This window comes from Pseudomonas sp. P7548, from assembly GCF_013386585.1.
Lineage (GTDB): Bacteria > Pseudomonadota > Gammaproteobacteria > Pseudomonadales > Pseudomonadaceae > Aquipseudomonas.
Window position 1 is genome coordinate 155,800 of record NZ_JACARO010000011.1, and the last position, 15,601, is coordinate 171,400.

Annotated in this window: 12 protein-coding genes; 5 read left to right on the forward strand and 7 right to left on the reverse strand. The window is 56.9% G+C overall.

The window, feature by feature from the left end; translation table 11 throughout:
- The first annotated feature begins 103 nt into the window (after positions 1-103).
- Together HX803_RS05480 and HX803_RS05485 are read left to right on the forward strand one after the other, a co-directional pair.
- Complete coding sequence (locus HX803_RS05480) at positions 104-2,542, forward strand: Lon protease family protein (protein WP_178919519.1); 2,439 nt, start codon at positions 104-106, stop codon at positions 2,540-2,542.
- Between the two features lie 318 nt (positions 2,543-2,860).
- Positions 2,861-3,190 (forward strand): hypothetical protein, encoded by a 330-nt coding sequence (locus tag HX803_RS05485; protein WP_178919521.1) that lies wholly within the window; start codon positions 2,861-2,863, stop codon positions 3,188-3,190.
- Positions 3,191-3,193: 3 nt separating this feature from the next.
- On the opposite strand, the gene HX803_RS05490 is transcribed toward HX803_RS05485, so the two are convergent.
- Positions 3,194-5,017, reverse strand: a complete 1,824-nt coding sequence (locus tag HX803_RS05490; RefSeq protein ID WP_178919523.1) for a hypothetical protein — start codon at positions 5,015-5,017, stop codon at positions 3,194-3,196.
- A gap of 163 nt (positions 5,018-5,180) precedes the next feature.
- Between HX803_RS05490 and HX803_RS05495 the strand changes: the two genes are divergently transcribed.
- A complete protein-coding gene (locus HX803_RS05495; protein WP_016976786.1) occupies positions 5,181-5,669 on the forward strand; it encodes a TIGR00645 family protein in 489 nt (162 codons plus the stop codon).
- 15 nt (positions 5,670-5,684) lie between these two features.
- Here HX803_RS05495 and HX803_RS05500 read toward each other — a convergent pair whose 3' ends face one another.
- The 3 genes from HX803_RS05500 to HX803_RS05510 all read right to left on the reverse strand — a co-directional run bounded on the left by HX803_RS05500 (position 5,685) and on the right by HX803_RS05510 (position 8,644).
- On the reverse strand, positions 5,685-7,118 hold the full coding sequence (locus tag HX803_RS05500; protein WP_178919524.1) for a glycosyltransferase family 39 protein: 1,434 nt from the start codon (positions 7,116-7,118) through the stop codon (positions 5,685-5,687).
- A 135-nt stretch (positions 7,119-7,253) separates the two neighbouring features.
- Positions 7,254-8,279: a hypothetical protein gene (locus HX803_RS05505; protein WP_178919525.1), complete on the reverse strand. Its 1,026-nt coding sequence runs from the start codon at positions 8,277-8,279 to the stop codon at positions 7,254-7,256.
- Positions 8,280-8,392: 113 nt separating this feature from the next.
- Entirely contained in the window at positions 8,393-8,644 is a 252-nt protein-coding gene (locus HX803_RS05510) for a DUF6124 family protein (protein WP_178919526.1), read from the reverse strand.
- A gap of 884 nt (positions 8,645-9,528) precedes the next feature.
- Here HX803_RS05510 and HX803_RS05515 point away from each other — a divergent pair.
- Positions 9,529-10,065: a DUF4760 domain-containing protein gene (locus tag HX803_RS05515; RefSeq protein WP_218646946.1), complete on the forward strand. Its 537-nt coding sequence runs from the start codon at positions 9,529-9,531 to the stop codon at positions 10,063-10,065.
- A 399-nt stretch (positions 10,066-10,464) separates the two neighbouring features.
- Positions 10,465-11,379: a hypothetical protein gene (locus HX803_RS05520; RefSeq protein WP_178919528.1), complete on the forward strand. Its 915-nt coding sequence runs from the start codon at positions 10,465-10,467 to the stop codon at positions 11,377-11,379.
- Between the two features lie 492 nt (positions 11,380-11,871).
- On the opposite strand, the gene HX803_RS32660 is transcribed toward HX803_RS05520, so the two are convergent.
- From HX803_RS32660 to HX803_RS05530, 3 genes are read right to left on the reverse strand one after another with little or no spacing between them, the layout of a single operon-like run.
- Complete coding sequence (locus HX803_RS32660; protein WP_256732817.1) at positions 11,872-12,519, reverse strand: hypothetical protein; 648 nt, start codon at positions 12,517-12,519, stop codon at positions 11,872-11,874.
- Entirely contained in the window at positions 12,431-14,113 is a 1,683-nt protein-coding gene (locus HX803_RS05525) for a restriction endonuclease subunit S (protein ID WP_256732818.1), read from the reverse strand. The genes HX803_RS32660 and HX803_RS05525 overlap by 89 nt, the downstream gene beginning before the upstream one ends.
- Positions 14,110-15,579: a class I SAM-dependent DNA methyltransferase gene (locus tag HX803_RS05530; protein ID WP_178919529.1), complete on the reverse strand. Its 1,470-nt coding sequence runs from the start codon at positions 15,577-15,579 to the stop codon at positions 14,110-14,112. The genes HX803_RS05525 and HX803_RS05530 overlap by 4 nt, the downstream gene beginning before the upstream one ends.
- Positions 15,580-15,601: the final 22 nt, after the last annotated feature.

The following is a 15,601-nucleotide window of genomic DNA, read 5'->3' on the forward strand; positions in this document are numbered from 1 at the left end:
GGACGCCTCCCGTGTCTATGCTTTCCCAAAGGCTCGCCTTGCCAGAGCGCGCAAGCGAGAGCCAGAATGCCGTTATCTGCCCCGCCTGATGTAAGGAAGCCCGATGCCTGATCCTGTTGCTGCCAGCTTGCGTCTAGCGCCCGAAGCGCTGACTCGTCCTTTTTCCGCTGAACAGTTCAGCTTCTCGACCACCAATGATTTGGAGCCCTTTCGCGGTGTGCTTGGCCAGGAACGTGCGGTTGAAGCCTTGCAGTTCGGTGTGGCCATGCCACGCCCCGGTTACAACGTGTTTGTCATGGGCGAGCCCGGTACTGGCCGCTTTTCGTTCGTCAAACGCTACCTGAAGGCAGAAGGTAAACGCCTGCAGACCCCGTCGGACTGGGTCTATGTGAATAATTTCGATGAGCCCCGCGAACCCCGTGCGCTGGAATTGCCAGCGGGCGGCGCGGCGGCGTTCATCAGTGACATCAGCGGGTTGATCGACAACCTGGTGGCCACCTTCCCGGCCGTGTTCGAACACCCCACCTACCAACAGCGCAAAAGTGCCATCGACCGCGCCTTCAACCAGCGCTACGACAAGGCCCTGGACGTGATCGAACGCCTGGCATTGGAAAAGGACGTGGCGCTGTACCGCGACAGTTCGAACATCGCCTTCACCCCGATGCTCGACGGCAAGGCGCTGGACGAAGCCGAGTTTTCGCAGCTGCCGGAGGCCGACCGCGAGCGCTTCCACACGGATATTTCCGAGTTGGAAGAGCGCCTCAACGAAGAGTTGGCCAGCCTGCCGCAGTGGAAGCGCGAGTCGAACAACCAACTGCGTCAGTTCAACGAAGAAACCATCACCCTGGCCCTGCAGCCGTTGCTCTCACCGCTGTCGGAAAAGTACGCAGAAAACGCGGCAGTCTGCGGCTACCTGCAAGCCATGCAGGTGTACCTGTTGAAAACCGTGGTCGAGCAATTGGTGGATGATGCCAAGACCGACGCCCAGGCGCGCAAGCTGCTTGAGGAGCAATACTGCCCGAGCCTGGTGGTGGGCCACCCGATCAACGGCGGCGCGCCGGTGGTGTTTGAACCGCACCCGACCTACGACAACCTGTTTGGTCGTATCGAGTACAGCACCGACCAGGGCGCGCTCTACACCACCTACCGGCAATTGCGCCCTGGCGCTTTGCACCGCGCCAATGGCGGCTTTTTGATCCTCGAAGCCGAGAAAATGCTCGGCGAGCCATTTGTGTGGGATGCGCTCAAGCGTTCCCTGCAGTCGCGCAAGCTGAAGATGGAGTCGCCGTTGGGCGAACTGGGCCGCCTGGCCACCGTCACGCTCAACCCGCAGATGATCCCGTTGCAGGTCAAGGTGATCATCATCGGTTCGCGCCAGTTGTACTACGCGCTGCAAGACGCCGATCCGGACTTCCAGGAGATGTTCCGGGTGCTGGTGGACTTCGACGAAGACATCCCGATGGTGGACGAGAGCCTGGAGCAGTTCGCCCAGTTGCTCAAAACCCGCACCTCGGAAGAAGGCATGGCGCCGCTGACGTCGGACGCGGTGGCGCGCCTGGCCACCTACAGCGCACGCTTGGCCGAGCATCAGGGCCGTTTGTCGGCGCGTATTGGCGACTTGTTCCAGCTGGTCAGCGAGGCGGATTTCATCCGTCACCTGGCGGGCGACGAGATGACCGACGCGGGGCATATCGAGCGGGCGCTCAAGGCCAAGGCCACGCGCACCGGGCGCGTGTCGGCGCGGATTCTCGACGACATGCTCGCCGGGGTCATTCTGATCGACACCGCAGGTGCCGCTGTGGGCAAGTGCAACGGGCTGACGGTGTTGGAAGTCGGCGACTCGGCCTTCGGCGTGCCGGCGCGGATTTCCGCCACGGTGTACCCGGGCGGCAGCGGCATTGTCGACATCGAGCGTGAGGTCAACCTCGGCCAGCCGATTCACTCCAAGGGCGTGATGATCCTCACCGGTTACCTGGGCAGCCGTTATGCCCAGGAATTCCCGTTGGCGATCTCGGCGAGCATCGCGCTGGAGCAGTCCTACGGTTATGTGGACGGCGACAGTGCGTCCCTGGGCGAGGCCTGCACCTTGATTTCGGCCCTGTCGAAGACGCCGCTCAAGCAGTGCTTTGCCATTACCGGCTCGATCAACCAGTTCGGCGAAGTGCAGGCGGTGGGCGGGGTCAACGAGAAAATCGAAGGCTTCTTCCGCCTGTGCGAAGCGCGCGGCTTGACCGGTGAGCAAGGGGCGATCATTCCCCAGGCCAACGTGGCCACGCTGATGCTCGATGAGAAGGTGCTGCAGGCCGTGCGGGCCGGGCAGTTCCATATTTATGCGGTGCGCCAGGCGGACGAGGCGTTGAGCCTGTTGGTGGGCGAGGATGCCGGTGAGCCGGATGCCGAGGGGCAATTCCCGGAGGGCACCGTCAATGCCCGTGTGGTCGAGCGTTTGCGTGCGATTGCCGAGATGATCAGTGAGGAAGACCTGAAAGAGGCGGAAAAGGAGCTGGCACAGCAAGCACTGGCCGAAGCCAAACCCACCTGATTTTTAGTCGGAGTGCAGTCAATGTGGGAGCGGGCTTGCTCGCGAAGGCGGTGTATCAGTCGACTTATAAGTGGCTGATCCACCGCATTCGCGAGCAAGCCCGCTCCCACATGGGTTCAGTGGTGTATTTGGGAATGGCGGGTAGTTCGCCATATTTTTGACTCGTTTTTCAGGGGGCAACGTCCGTTGGTCCCTACAACCTTGGTTTGTCGCGGTTTTCTTCTATTCTCTGCTCAAGGGATATCCACAGGAGTCGCTGGATAGAGACAGCCTCGCCATGCGCTGAGGTTGAACACCGATCTACCGAGGGTCGCCGCCATGCCGCGCAACCTTTGCCTTACCCGTCAATGCCTGGGCCTGGTCACCCGTATCGAATGCTCCATTCGCCCGCTCGCCGGGGATAACGGGATGTGGACCTTGCTGTTTGCGGCCGGAATGACCGGCGAACAGCCGTCCACCATCAAGTCCCAGGGCCCGTTTCATGGGCCCTTCGTGGCAGAAACCATTCTGGAATCGATTGTCGACAGCCTCACGCTGCACGGCTACGAGAAAGCGGGCGACCCGCAGATCTGGAGCCTGCACATGCAGGCCCATCTGCGACAGCTCAACGGCGGGCGTTCACAGACCGTCAGTGATACCCATCACTGAAGGTTATTGCGCCGGCGGCTTGTCCAGCTTGACCTCGAAGCCGTACTGCACGGTATTCAGGTCGGTGCGCTGGTAGCTTTCCAGCACGGTCGGCTGGCCGTAGAAATAGTGCACGTCAAACATCGCCGTGCCGTACTCCTCGGCGCGGTGGCTGACGCCGAGGATTTCCTTGAGGTAGTTGCCGCTGGCGTCCTTGGCGTAAAAGCGCCAGCTGTCGGACGGGAATGCCTTCTGGTCGACGATCAGCGCGTTGTCTTTGAGCGTCAGGCCCTTGGGCAACTTGGCGACGTCAATCGTGGCTTTTTCGATGTTGGCCAGGAACAGCGGGATCGAACCCACCACGAACGCCGGGTTTTCCGGGAACAGATTGAGGTCGTAGGTCAGCGTGCCACGGGCTGCGTCCAGCTCAAACGCTTCGGCTGGCAACTCGATGGGTTCGCCGCGCTCGCCCTTGTCGTCGGCCGTGAAGAAGGTGATGGGCGCTTCGCTGCTGTTGCGTTCGCTGCCGATCAGGTCGTCGTTGAAGGTGAACGGGTGGTCGAACACGATGTGCGCGGCGCTGGCGTCTTCGGTCGACTGGGTGATGGTGACGCTTTTTTTCAGTTGGTCTTCGGTCAGGGTCGCGTCTTTGAGCCAGTTGGCGGCGCTGTCGTCATACACCGTGACGGGCATCGGCAAGGCTTGCACGTTTTTTTGCAGGCTGTTCTTGTCGAAGCGCAACACCGGCAGGTCAAGGTCCTTGTGCGTGACCGTGGCCTTGGAGAAGTCCAGAACGTTGACCTGCAGGCTATCGATCACGCCGTTGAAGTACACCTTGGCGTAGTGGCTGCTCTGTTTGTGCTCGAACGCCTTTTGTTCGTCGTCCAGCTGCTTTTCAAATGCGTCGGACCAGGCCTTCTGCTTTTGCATCTCGGCCAGCTGTTTCTCGTAGAACGCCACCTGGGCGCTGCTCTCGTTGATCGAGCCCGCGCGGGTGAGGAATTGCCCGGTGGTGTCCCGAGCCTGCACCAGCAGAGGGTTCGGCGATTCGTCGCCCACTTCCGGCGCCAGGGGTTCGCTGTTGGTCAGTTCGATCTCGGCGTAGTTCTTTTCAAGCAGCAGCAGGTTGAGGGTGATAGTGCCCTCGGTGCGTTTGCGGCCCACGTCTTTTTTCGACAGGTCGAAGGTCAGCACTTTGCCGGGTGCAATCACTTCGACCGCGCCCTTGAGGCTGACCGGTTGCGGCTGGCTCTTGTTCTCGGTCTCTACGCCATCGATGAACGGGTAGGTCACCGTCAGGTCGTCGGGGTTGGTCAGGTTGGAACTGCTGGGGCTCAGTTGGATGCCCGGGTCGGTTTCCGACCATTCAGGCTGGAAGGGTATGACCTTGTTGTTGCTCAAGGTCACCGACTGCCATTCCAGGCCATGGGGGAAAGGGAACTGGTCGGGGCTATTGAAGTTGAACGGGAAGACCGGCTGCAGATCGGTCAGGTAGTCGGAGTGCGAGGCTTTGCGCAGCACGAACAGGCCGTTGATGTAGGTGTCCACCAAGGCTTGTGGTGTGGGGTAGTGTTTGATCAGGGCCAGGGTGTCTTCGCCGTATTCGGCTTCGACGGGCTTTTCGGCGAGCTTCACGCGCGCCCGCTCCAGCAGGAGCAGCGAACCGCCGAGGTCGGCGATGGCGTCGCGCAGCTTGGGGTCCTGGATGCTGTCCAGGGACTGCTCGAACTTGGCGGTTCTCTCTTCGAGGGTGGCTTGCTTCTGCTCTTCTTTGGGGGAGCAGCCGCCGCTCATCAACAGCATCGCACCCAGGCCGATAGTGGCCAAATGGGATCGCACATCCATCATCTGAGTTTTTCCTGTTCGACGTCAGTGAGCCGATTTGATGGGCTCGACACTAGCAGAAAAATTCTCTTACAGATGCCGCCCAGGTCAGTTTTCTCGCGGTGACAGGTGTTCTGTAGCGGCTGGTATACTCGCGGCCATTTTTAGCCAAGCTGTGTGAGATCCAATGGAACGCTTTATCGAAAATGCTATGTACGCCTCGCGCTGGCTGCTGGCGCCAATCTATTTCGGCTTGTCCCTGGGGTTGCTGGCGCTGGCGCTGAAATTCTTCCAGGAAGTGATTCACCTGCTGCCGAGCGTGTTCTCGATGGCCGAGTCCGAGCTGATCCTGGTGCTGCTGTCGTTGATCGACATGGCCCTGGTCGGCGGCTTGCTGGTGATGGTGATGATCTCCGGCTACGAGAACTTCGTCTCGCAGCTGGATATCGATGAGAGCAAGGAAAAGCTCAACTGGCTGGGCACCATGGACTCTTCGTCGCTGAAGATGAAGGTGGCGGCGTCCATCGTGGCGATTTCCTCCATCCACCTGCTGCGCATCTTCATGGACGCCAAGAACGTCGATCCGCAGCATCTGATGTGGTACGTCATCATCCACATGACCTTCGTGATCTCGGCGTTCGCCATGGGTTACCTGGACAAGGTCACCAAGCACTGATGCCTTGCGGCGGCCTTACTGCTCGACGAAGTAGTAAGGCTGGCGATTGATCGACATCTGCTTGATGACCGTGACCTTCTCGGTCAGTTGTTCGGTACGGTCCATCAGCGCCACGTTGCCCGGCTTGGCCGTGAGGAATGTGCGCAACTGCGCCTCGGTTTGCAGGATCGGCAAGTAAGCCTGCAGATAGAACACGCTGGCCCCGGCAATTCGCTCGTTGGGCTGGAACAGCACCACTTCCTTTCCTTGCGCTTGCAGCGCCTGCACCTGGCTGATCACCGGGACGAAGGACTGGCGCACGTCCGCTTTGGGCGCAAACCAGAAGGCTGCAATCAGGTAGCAAGCGACCGCCAGGGTGAACACGCTGCCGATCACCGCCTTATGGTGTGTGTACAGCGACGGCTTGTGCTGCTTGGCCCATTCCAACAGGACCCGTGCGTATTCGGCGGCCAGCACGGCCGCGGCCGGCGTCAGCGCCATGAGGTACACCGTGCGCTTGCTGGAGGCCAGGGTCAGCAGGGTGAATTGCGCCACCAGCCAGATACTGAAAAACAGGTAGTAGCGGTTGCGCACCAGGCTTTTTCGGAAGTGCCAAAGCCCCAGGTACACCAGGATGTTCCACGGCAGGAACGCTTCGGGCAGCTTGGCGATGTAGTAGTAGAACGGCTCGTAATGCCCAGCCTCGACGAATGAACCGCTGAAGCGGCCAACGCTGTTGGTCCACAACACTTCGCCCACGGCCTGCATCCCACCGCGCTGGAACAGGAAACCCAGCCAGATCATCAGCGGCACCAGCGCCAGCAAGGTGAACAGCCCCGGTTTGAGCCAGTCACCGATACGCAGGCGCTTGTCCATCACCGTGGTCACGATCAGGTACACGAAGATCACAATGCCCGGCATTGCCAGGCCCAGCACGCCCTTGCTCAGGGTGGCGATGACCATCCCGGCAGTAAACAACGCCCATGCCCAAACACTGGAGCCTTGGCGGTCGGGTCGTACCGCCTGATAGAACCCCAGCAATGCAGTGGTCACGCCCAGGCTGAGCAAGGAGTCCTCGCCAACACCACGTACGTTGCCCCAGTAACTGGCCATGGTCGCGAGGATCAGGGCTGCGCATAAGGCCAATGTTTTCGGGCGGCCAAAGGTGCGCAGCATCCCGTAGAACAGCATCACGCTGAACAGCCCGGCAAATGCCGAGGCCAGGCGCACCGCGCCGGTGCTGGCGCCAAACAGGCGAATGGCGCCGGCGTCCAGCCACAGGCTCAGGGGCGGTTTTTCGAGGAAGGGTTCACGAAACAGCTGGGGCACCACCCAGTTGTTGTCCAGGTGCATGGCCATGGCGATCCCGGCGACGCGGGCTTCGGTGGAGCCCTGCAGTTCATGGTTACCCAGGGCAAAAAAGAACAACAAACCAGCGAGCAGGAGCAGCAGAGGAGCAGGACGCGTCATAGTACTGGCAACCGAGGCAAGGGACCGTTCGGGGGAACGGCCGTGGCAATCGGCTAGTATCGGTGAGCGTTTCTGAATATTTCGTGAATGAGTGTCAGTTTTTTGTAAGGCGCCCTTGTGTACCTGCTCTGGCGGTCAGGGCGCCTTCAAGCTGGGCAGTGCGGCTTTGCCTTCTGCCGTCAGCACCGGCTCCAACTGTTCCCAGGTAAAACTCAATTCGTTGTCGCAGCCATCGCCTTGGGCGGGCGTCGAAAGCTGCATCCCTTCGGTATTGAAACTCAGGTCGAAGGTGGAGTAACTGGTCACCGCCGGGCAGCCTTCGTCAGCACTGGTCTGTTTGGCGAGCCATGCGCTGAAGGGCGCAGGCAACTTGATCTGGCCGGAGTAGGGGTTGTCCCATTCTTCACGGCCACCCAGCCAGGTCCACGGGTCGACGCTGTCGCCGGTTTGCAGGTTCCAGGTGTGCAGGCCCCAACTGATGCCACCGCGACCGTAGCCGGCCGTCCAGCGGTAAAACCGCACGGTGATCCAGTGCGAGGACCAGTAGTGCGGCTCCACGCTGATCTCGCTGGTCGACGTGCCGCCGCCCTGGTCCAGTGAATTGCGCCGCTCCCGATAGAAATCGGTCTGGCCGTCCGGGCTGATAGCCATGCGCGCCAAGTCCCGGTTGATCTTGTCGATGGCCGCGCCGTCACCTTCGAGCTTGAGGATGACCTGGCCGCCTTGGGTTTTCACCTGATAGGCGTGTTCATGAAAAGTGTTTTTCTCCACCTTCACCGGCGGCGGCAGCGCTTCGATGGCGTTGTTGTAGGCATCGCTGGCACAGCTGTCGACGTCTATGCGTTTCAGCGACAACGCCAATCCCTTGCCGCCCGGGGTCTTGCTCCAGGTCCCGGTCAGCGTGTCGCCCTGGGGTTCGTCCAGTTGCCAGAAACCGCTGTTGCCCTCTTCAGCCCAGGGTTCACTCGCGTTGGCTTGGGTCAGCTGGATCGGCGTGAGGATGCGTTGGTAGTAATAACTGCCATTGGCCCCATGCGCGCCGTTGAAGCACGCGGTGATGGCGGATTTGCCCAAGGTGCCTTGCCACACGCCGGCGAGGTCGGCAGCGGTAGCGATTAACGGGGTGCAGGCGAGTACGAGAACGGCGAGGGGCTTGAGCACGGGTATCGGACTTCCGATTGTCTGATAGAGGGGGGCAGGGTAATGGGAAGTGTGGGGGGATTCCAGATGGACAGCAAAAGGCCGAGTCGCTGAACGCGCCTCGGCCTTTTTTGTTACTCGAATATTTGTGTGTCTTGGGTGAGGGCCAGTACGCGCTCGACCAGCAGTTCGCCCAGCACGATCAGTTGCTGGCTGGCCAACAGCTTGTGGCGGCTGGCACCTTCGAGTTCGAAGGCCAGGTCAGTGGTCATGGCGTTGAGTGAGGCGAGGGTTTCGCTGGCTTGGATCAGTAGCGTTTCGGGGGAGATACCCTGAGAGATGGTGAAAAGGTTTGCGGGGGGTGGATTGGGGGTGATCTTTTTCATGATGAAGCTCCCACACTGTTTAAGGAGCTACCGCCCCCCTGCTGTCAAACAGGAATGGGTGGCAGCTCTACGCGGGTTGACAGACCGGAAGTGTAGGAACCCGGCGCACCCGAAGATGCCCCACGCACAGCCGCCATGAACGAAGCGGAACGCGTAAAGCATGCCGTCTTATCAAGGGGGGTGAAAGGTTACACTTTTCGGCCTGTCAAAGCCGTTCGCTGATGAGCAGCGACTGGAGGAAGTTAGCGTTGCGGCGCGGGCTGCGCCAGTTCATCAACGGCGCGATATCTTGAAGGAAAAATCCGAGGGCCCATTGGCCGAGCTTCTCCAAACTCCAGAAGCAACAGAATCATAATGTGCCAGGTTTTGTCGGTGCTTCAAATTGGTTTGTCGTGGTCATCTCCCCTTATGATTCGGTCGTTTGAGATTGCGGCTGTCATTACTGTCGCACTGTTTAGTGCTCTGTCTTCGTGAAAGCATTTGTTCCTAGCATTTCTGAGCTTGACATTGTGGCACGTGAGCTCCATTTTATAGCTGAGCCGCATGAAGGGGTTGCATGGGTTAGGAACCGAAGCAGTGTGCCGTAGGAACCGAGGCCCTTAGAGAATGTCGAACGTGTGACTCATCCGAAAGCGAGCGAAAAGGCTGAGCAGTGCTTGCATCGGATACAGAAGCTATATAGTCTCAGCCACCCACAGCATCACGCAATGATAGAGCTGGCCATCAGCTGCTTAGCGAACTCTTAATCGTACCGAGGAGTGGATTATGAAAAGTGTTCTTGTTTCGTTGAAAAATGACGACTACGAAGGCTTCTAACCAGAAGCCTCATCAGAATTCTAATAAATTGGAGGCTTAGGCCTCCTTTTTTTTGCTTAGGAATTGACATGGATTGTACGGGTTTTTTTGAGTGTTCTGGGATGATCGTAGGTTCGGATTGGTTCCGAAGCCTGTCATTTTTGCTCGGTGTCACCGTCGCAGTCATATCTGTACTGACAGTTAAGGCCACTGCAAAGCGTAAGCAGTCAGCTGATCTATTATTCGCGAGCAGAGCGGACAAGGAGCTTATGGCCGGGATGCGCTGTCTGGCTGGTATTCATGAACGGGCAGACGCCAATGTTCGGGCTTATGCTCGAAAAGACCAAGGAGGAACGGAGGAAGCCAAAAGTATTCGCTATGTACTTAATCATTGGGAGTATGTAAGCGTTGGAGTTCAGGCCGGGATCTATGACGAGAAAATGCTATGGAATGCCAGCTACAACACCCTTGTAGGGCTCCATAGGAATGCTAGGCCCTTTATTGATGCGTTGAGAGAGGCGAGTGGACGTTCGACGTTATTTCAAGAGGTGCAATGGTTGGCTGAACGTTGGGATTATCTTGGTCCGCCCGTGAAGAAAAAGAGAAAGTTTACTCGATTGCTTTAGCTGGTTTTTCCCGGAGATAGGTGAGAGTAGTTGTCTAACCATGCTTCCTGCCGTCGTTTCAGATAGTTGCGCACTGCGCTCGCGGATGCCTGCGATCACTCTCTAGTCGTGGTGGGGGGGGGGCACACCTCGGGATGTAGTGCAAGTAGGCGTGTTAACGAATTTGGGAGGGCGTGAATTCGATTTGCCACTGGATCATAGACTTAGCAAGCTTGGATCTCGGGATGGTCCTCGTATTGCGCTACGCTGCCTGTTCACGGACCTTTCCTAGACTTCAGTCATTAGCAGGAGTTTAATTACCGGTTCGGTTAGTATCGGAGTTGTTGGCGTAATGTAGTGACGTTTGGATGCGGGCGATTGCGTTGGAAACTTATTAAATTGAGGGAGTAATGCTTTCGTATGGCCATAAAAATCACACCTCATCTCGTCCAGCTTGCTTATGAGGCAGCACTCAAATCTTTCTGGCGGAAGGAGTCGCTGCGAAAGTTTTTACGGCAAACGCATGTGGCCGAGTCTCACTTGTCCACATGGTCGGCAGATGAAAGTAAGCGTGACTTTTTGGATCGTACCTTCGCTGCTTTGCAGCGAACTGATAAGGGTAAGGCGGTTATTGGCCAAATGGCCAATTTTCTTGCCGAACAGTCCACCTTCCCTGATCTTCGTACTTGGGAGGACTCGGCCGTAAAAATCCAGGATGCATCCAAGGCCGTTGCTGAGTTGAAAGCTCTCATTGCTCGCCAAACTGAAGAGGTTCGTTCTGAGCGAGAGCGTGAGGACGCGAAGGCCCGAGCAAGAGAAGAGCTCGCTGTCGCCCGGCGACAGCGAGCGAACATATCTGACTTGAAGCAACGACTCGAAGACCTGGCCCCAGAGATGGGCACTGCGCCGGGTGGTTATGCGTTTCAAAACTGGTTCTATGATTTTTTGACTTTCTCAGAAGTCGAGCATCGCCGCCCGTACAATATGGGCGGCAGGCAAATCGACGGTTCAGTCACTGTTGATGGCACCACCTATCTTATCGAGTTGAAGTTCACAGTAGCCCAAGCTGGAGCGCCTGATATCGACATATTTCGGGGGAAGGTAGAGAGCAAAGCCGACAACACGATGGGTCTTTTCCTGTCGATGGCTGGGTATTCCTCAGTAGCGGTGAAAGAAGCATCAGGCAAGAAGAGCACGGTGCTGCTTCTCGATGCCTCTCACATGTACCTCATCCTCACTGGGGGCATGCATTGCTTAGACGTTGTTCGTAGGGTTCGTCGCCATGCCTCTCAAACAGGTGAGGCGTATCTCCCGCCCTCATCATTCGGGGGGTGAGTCGATAAGGCTCCCTCGACGGACTATAATATTTTTCCTCAAGCTTTTTGGATTCACGAGCCGCGTTATTGAATGTCGTTCGACTGGACTCCCCCTCGACTATCAGTTTTGAGTGAACGTCGAATTTCACGTCTTCCGTTGACCAATGGGCGTATCGAAGCTGCGATTAAGATCTGAAAATAATACGTTTCATGGCGATAGAGAGAGTGGTGGCAGGGGTTGTGTTTAATGTTGGGCACCCAGTGATGCTCGTAAAATTGTCACATCTCAATATAGTTAAGCCAGAAAGCACAAAGCCCCGAAAAAACGGGGCTTTGTGTAGGAATTGGTGGGCCGGGGTAATTTGAACCGAGTTTTTTAGTGTTTGATTTAATTGATTAATGTGAGTTTGTGAATTTCTTTGGAATACCGATTGGAATACCGAGAGAAGCTGGAATGAGCAATATGCTTAGTTTCTATATCTTGCAAAGGACGGCCAAAAGGATCATCTGTTTACTCGAACCCGGGCAAGCTGAGCATGCCGCCCTGGCTGCGTTTGCCAAAGCCGGTAGGCGTTAGGATCTTGTGCTTTTTCATCTCTGCGAGTACTGCCAACCATTTGGTTTTGCCAAAGCGCAGCTTGGTATCGTTCCAGTTATGCCACACTTCGTCCACGATGGTGTCATCGGAAAACGGGCGGCCTTCGAGAATAAAGTCGTTCCAGACGGTATAGAGCGTCACAGTCATTTCGCAACGATCCGTATCCCAGTCCCGCATTAACTCGATGATCTGCTCAATGGTGGTGCGTTTAGCGACCGGCCAGGCGCTGCAATACGCCTGCCGGTGCTGCCCTGCATGGGAAAGGGGGCGGTAAGCATGGCCAACAGTCTCGCGTTCTACGCGCTCATACCACTGCTGGTTTTGCAGCTCGCTTTCGACCTGCTTCATTAACTGACGATCATGGGGCCCAGCAGCGTCGCGCAGGTAGTCACCCTGAATAGCGGCAAGCCTGGCCGCATGCTCGGCCAAGTAAATCACTTTTTGCAGTTTGCGTTGGCCAAAGGTGCGCTGGTTATGCAGTCGATGAGTGATTTCTGCGGCGAGCAGTACGGGCTGCTTGCCTATCCATGGTATGTAGAAGCTGCTGAGCATCTTCGGCAAGAGCGTGTTCGATCAGGGTACTGGCCAACTGTTCGTTCAGTAGTCGCGCTTGAGTCAGGCGTGTTTTGAGCTGATCGCAGAGTTCCATCAGTTGATCGACTTTGGCGACGATGCGGCGTTGTTCTGATACTGGCGGTAGCGCTACAGGAATGCTACGAATTTTACCGACGCTCAAGTTGAAAAGACCGCTTGTTGTGATAGCCAAGCGCTTCATGTGAGCGATGCCAACTGGAGAGTTGAGGTAAAGGGCCAGATATTCCACTTGCTCACATATTTCCGGGCGAACACGCATCAGGTGATTTTGGTAGACGCAATCTACGACTTCTCCCCGCCAAATTGCACATCTTCCTATTTCGTTCTCACTGCCATTTCCCTCAACGATCAAGAGATCACCTGAGTTTAGTCGCCACTTTGCGAGTTCAGCCAGCGACAGCTCATATCGCTCAAGCTCTTTAACATCAATCCGACCACGCTGAACATTCGCAACACGTAGGTATGGAAAGTGCTGAGAGATCGGCCTTCGCAGAGGGGTTTTCTGAATCCCTCCTTGGACAGTGCAGAATTTTTCAATTCTGATCTCATCCCAGCCAGAAGGCAGCCCGACCTGGAGGCAACCGCTCACATCTTGCGGCACCAGTTTGCCCGTCACTGCCAATTGCAACAGGGTTTGTTTGAGTGCGTCGATGCTGGATTCGGTAGTGAACAAGGTGTGGAAGTGTTCCGCCAGTCGCTGCCAGTTGCTGGCGAAGTCGGTGGCGTCGCTGGTTTGAGTCAGACTGTCGAGCAGTACTTGCACCAGTTGGGCGTGGGCGCTTTCGGAATCAGCCTGCTGGGCTTCCATGCGGTCGCACAGGGTCATAAGCTCATCGACTTTGGCGACGATGCGTTGTTGTTCGGCTAGCGGAGGAAGAGGGACTGGAATCTCTTTTAATCGAGAGGACTTTACCCCGGTTGCTGTCATTCCTGTTGCTACTTCTAGGAGCTGCCTTTGGAACGTGGATGACATCATGGCGAGCTTTAGAAATGGTCCGATACTTATCTCATGCAGTTGAAAACAAATTACTCTCTGAGCTAATGCAAATTGTTCGGATATGTTAACCAACGCAACGTTGCCCATCGGTGCTTCGGTGGTGAAAAGTAAGTCGCCTAGCCGAGGAAAACCTCTAGTCATCCATGACGAGTATTCATTCTTGGCTATGAATTCTTGTGGTTCGCGGCTGATAAAGCCTGATCGCACATTCTTAGCAGTAATTAATGGAATCCCTGAGCTGGTTTTGGTAGGCGTCCTGCCGCGGTAATCAATAAAGCGAGCAAGATTTCCAAGTCGGGAATATGCCCAGCCGGAGCTAATTTTAAGATACTGGTCTTTTTGTGGAACTTCGGTTTGCGCCTTGGTACGTAAACCTTCCTCAACCATCAATCGTAATTGTTCTGCAGTAATGCTTTTTAGCAACTCACCGGCTGGTTCATCACTCGGATCTTGCGGTACCAACTTTCCACGCACAGCTAGCTCCAGAATCAGCTCACGGAGCTTTTTTATTCCGTCTGGCGCGCCTGAGAGCAGTGGCAGATTCTCGGTCAACAGCACGGTCATGCCTGGCGCTCCAGGGCTTCGGCCAGTACCACTTTGAGCTGATCGCGCAGATCGCTAATCTCGCCTCGCAGCTTGGCGTATTTACGCAGTAATTCATCCGGGTCGTGGCTGATTTGCTCGCCGATATGCGGGTTTTTGCAGTCTAGATTCCAGTTGCGCGCCTGCAGCTCTTCGACGCCGACCTTCCAGGAAAATTCGTTCTCCATCCGCGCGGCAAAGCCGTCCGCCTCGCTGCCCCACCATTCCTCTTCGACGGAGAACTCTTCGATACGCATGGGGCGAGTTTTGGAGTAGTTCTTAACGCCTGCCGGGTACTGGTGTTCGTAGAACCACACCTGTTTGGTCGGCGTGCCCTTGGTGAAGAACAGCAGGTTGGTCTTGATGCTGGTGTAGGGGTTGAATACGCCGTTGGGTAGGCGAACGATGGTGTGCAGGTTGCACTCGGTCAGCAGCTTTTCCTTGATCCGGCTTTTGATGCCTTCGCCAAACAAGAAGCCATCGGGCAGTACCACAGCGGCGCGGCCACCGTCTTTGAGCAACTGCATGATCAGCACCAAAAACAGGTCGGCGGTTTCGCGAGTGCGGAAGGCAGCAGGGAAGTTGGTTTCGATGCCATCTTCTTCCATGCCGCCGAACGGCGGGTTGGCAACGATGCAGTGCACGCGCTCACTCGGCCCCCAGCTGATCAGCGGTTTGCTCAGGGTGTTGTCGTGGCGAATCTGGTTGGGCACCTCGATGCCGTGCAGGATCATGTTTGTGGTGGCCAGCAGGTGCGGTAGCGGCTTTTTCTCCACGCCGAAAATGCTGGTCTGCAGGGTGCGTTCGTCTTCGGCGGTTTTTACATAGCGGTTGCGTTTGTGTTCGATGGCGCAGGTGAGGAAGCCGCCTGTTCCGCAGGCCGGATCCATGACCTTCTCGTCCAGCTTGGGGTCGACCATGCGCACCATAAATTCAGTGACTGGGCGCGGGGTATAGAACTCGCCGGCGTTACCCGCGTTCTGCAGGTCTCGCAGCAGCTGCTCGTAGAGGTTGCCGAACTCGTGGCGCTCCTGGGCTTTATTGAAGTCCACGCCTTCCTGAATCTTATTGATCACCTGGCGCAGCAACTGCCCGGACTTCATGTAGTTGTACGCGTCTTCAAACACGCTGCGCACTACAAAGGCCGAGGGCGTGTTGCTGTACTCGTGCAGGTTCTGCAGTTGGGGGAACAGGTTGTTGTCGATAAAGTCCTTCAGCGCCTCGCCGGTCATACCTTCCGGATCGGCGGCCCAGGAACGCCAGCGGCAACTGTCGGGAATGGGCGAGCGGTAGTTGTCGTCCATCAGCTCCCATTCCATCTCGCGGTCATCGAAGATTTTCAGGAACAGCAGCCAAACCAACTGTCCGATGCGCTGGGCGTCGCCGTCTATGCCAACGTCTTTGCGCATGATGTCTTGGATGGACTTGATGGTGGAGCTAATGGACATGAAGTTCTCTCAACGCGTACCG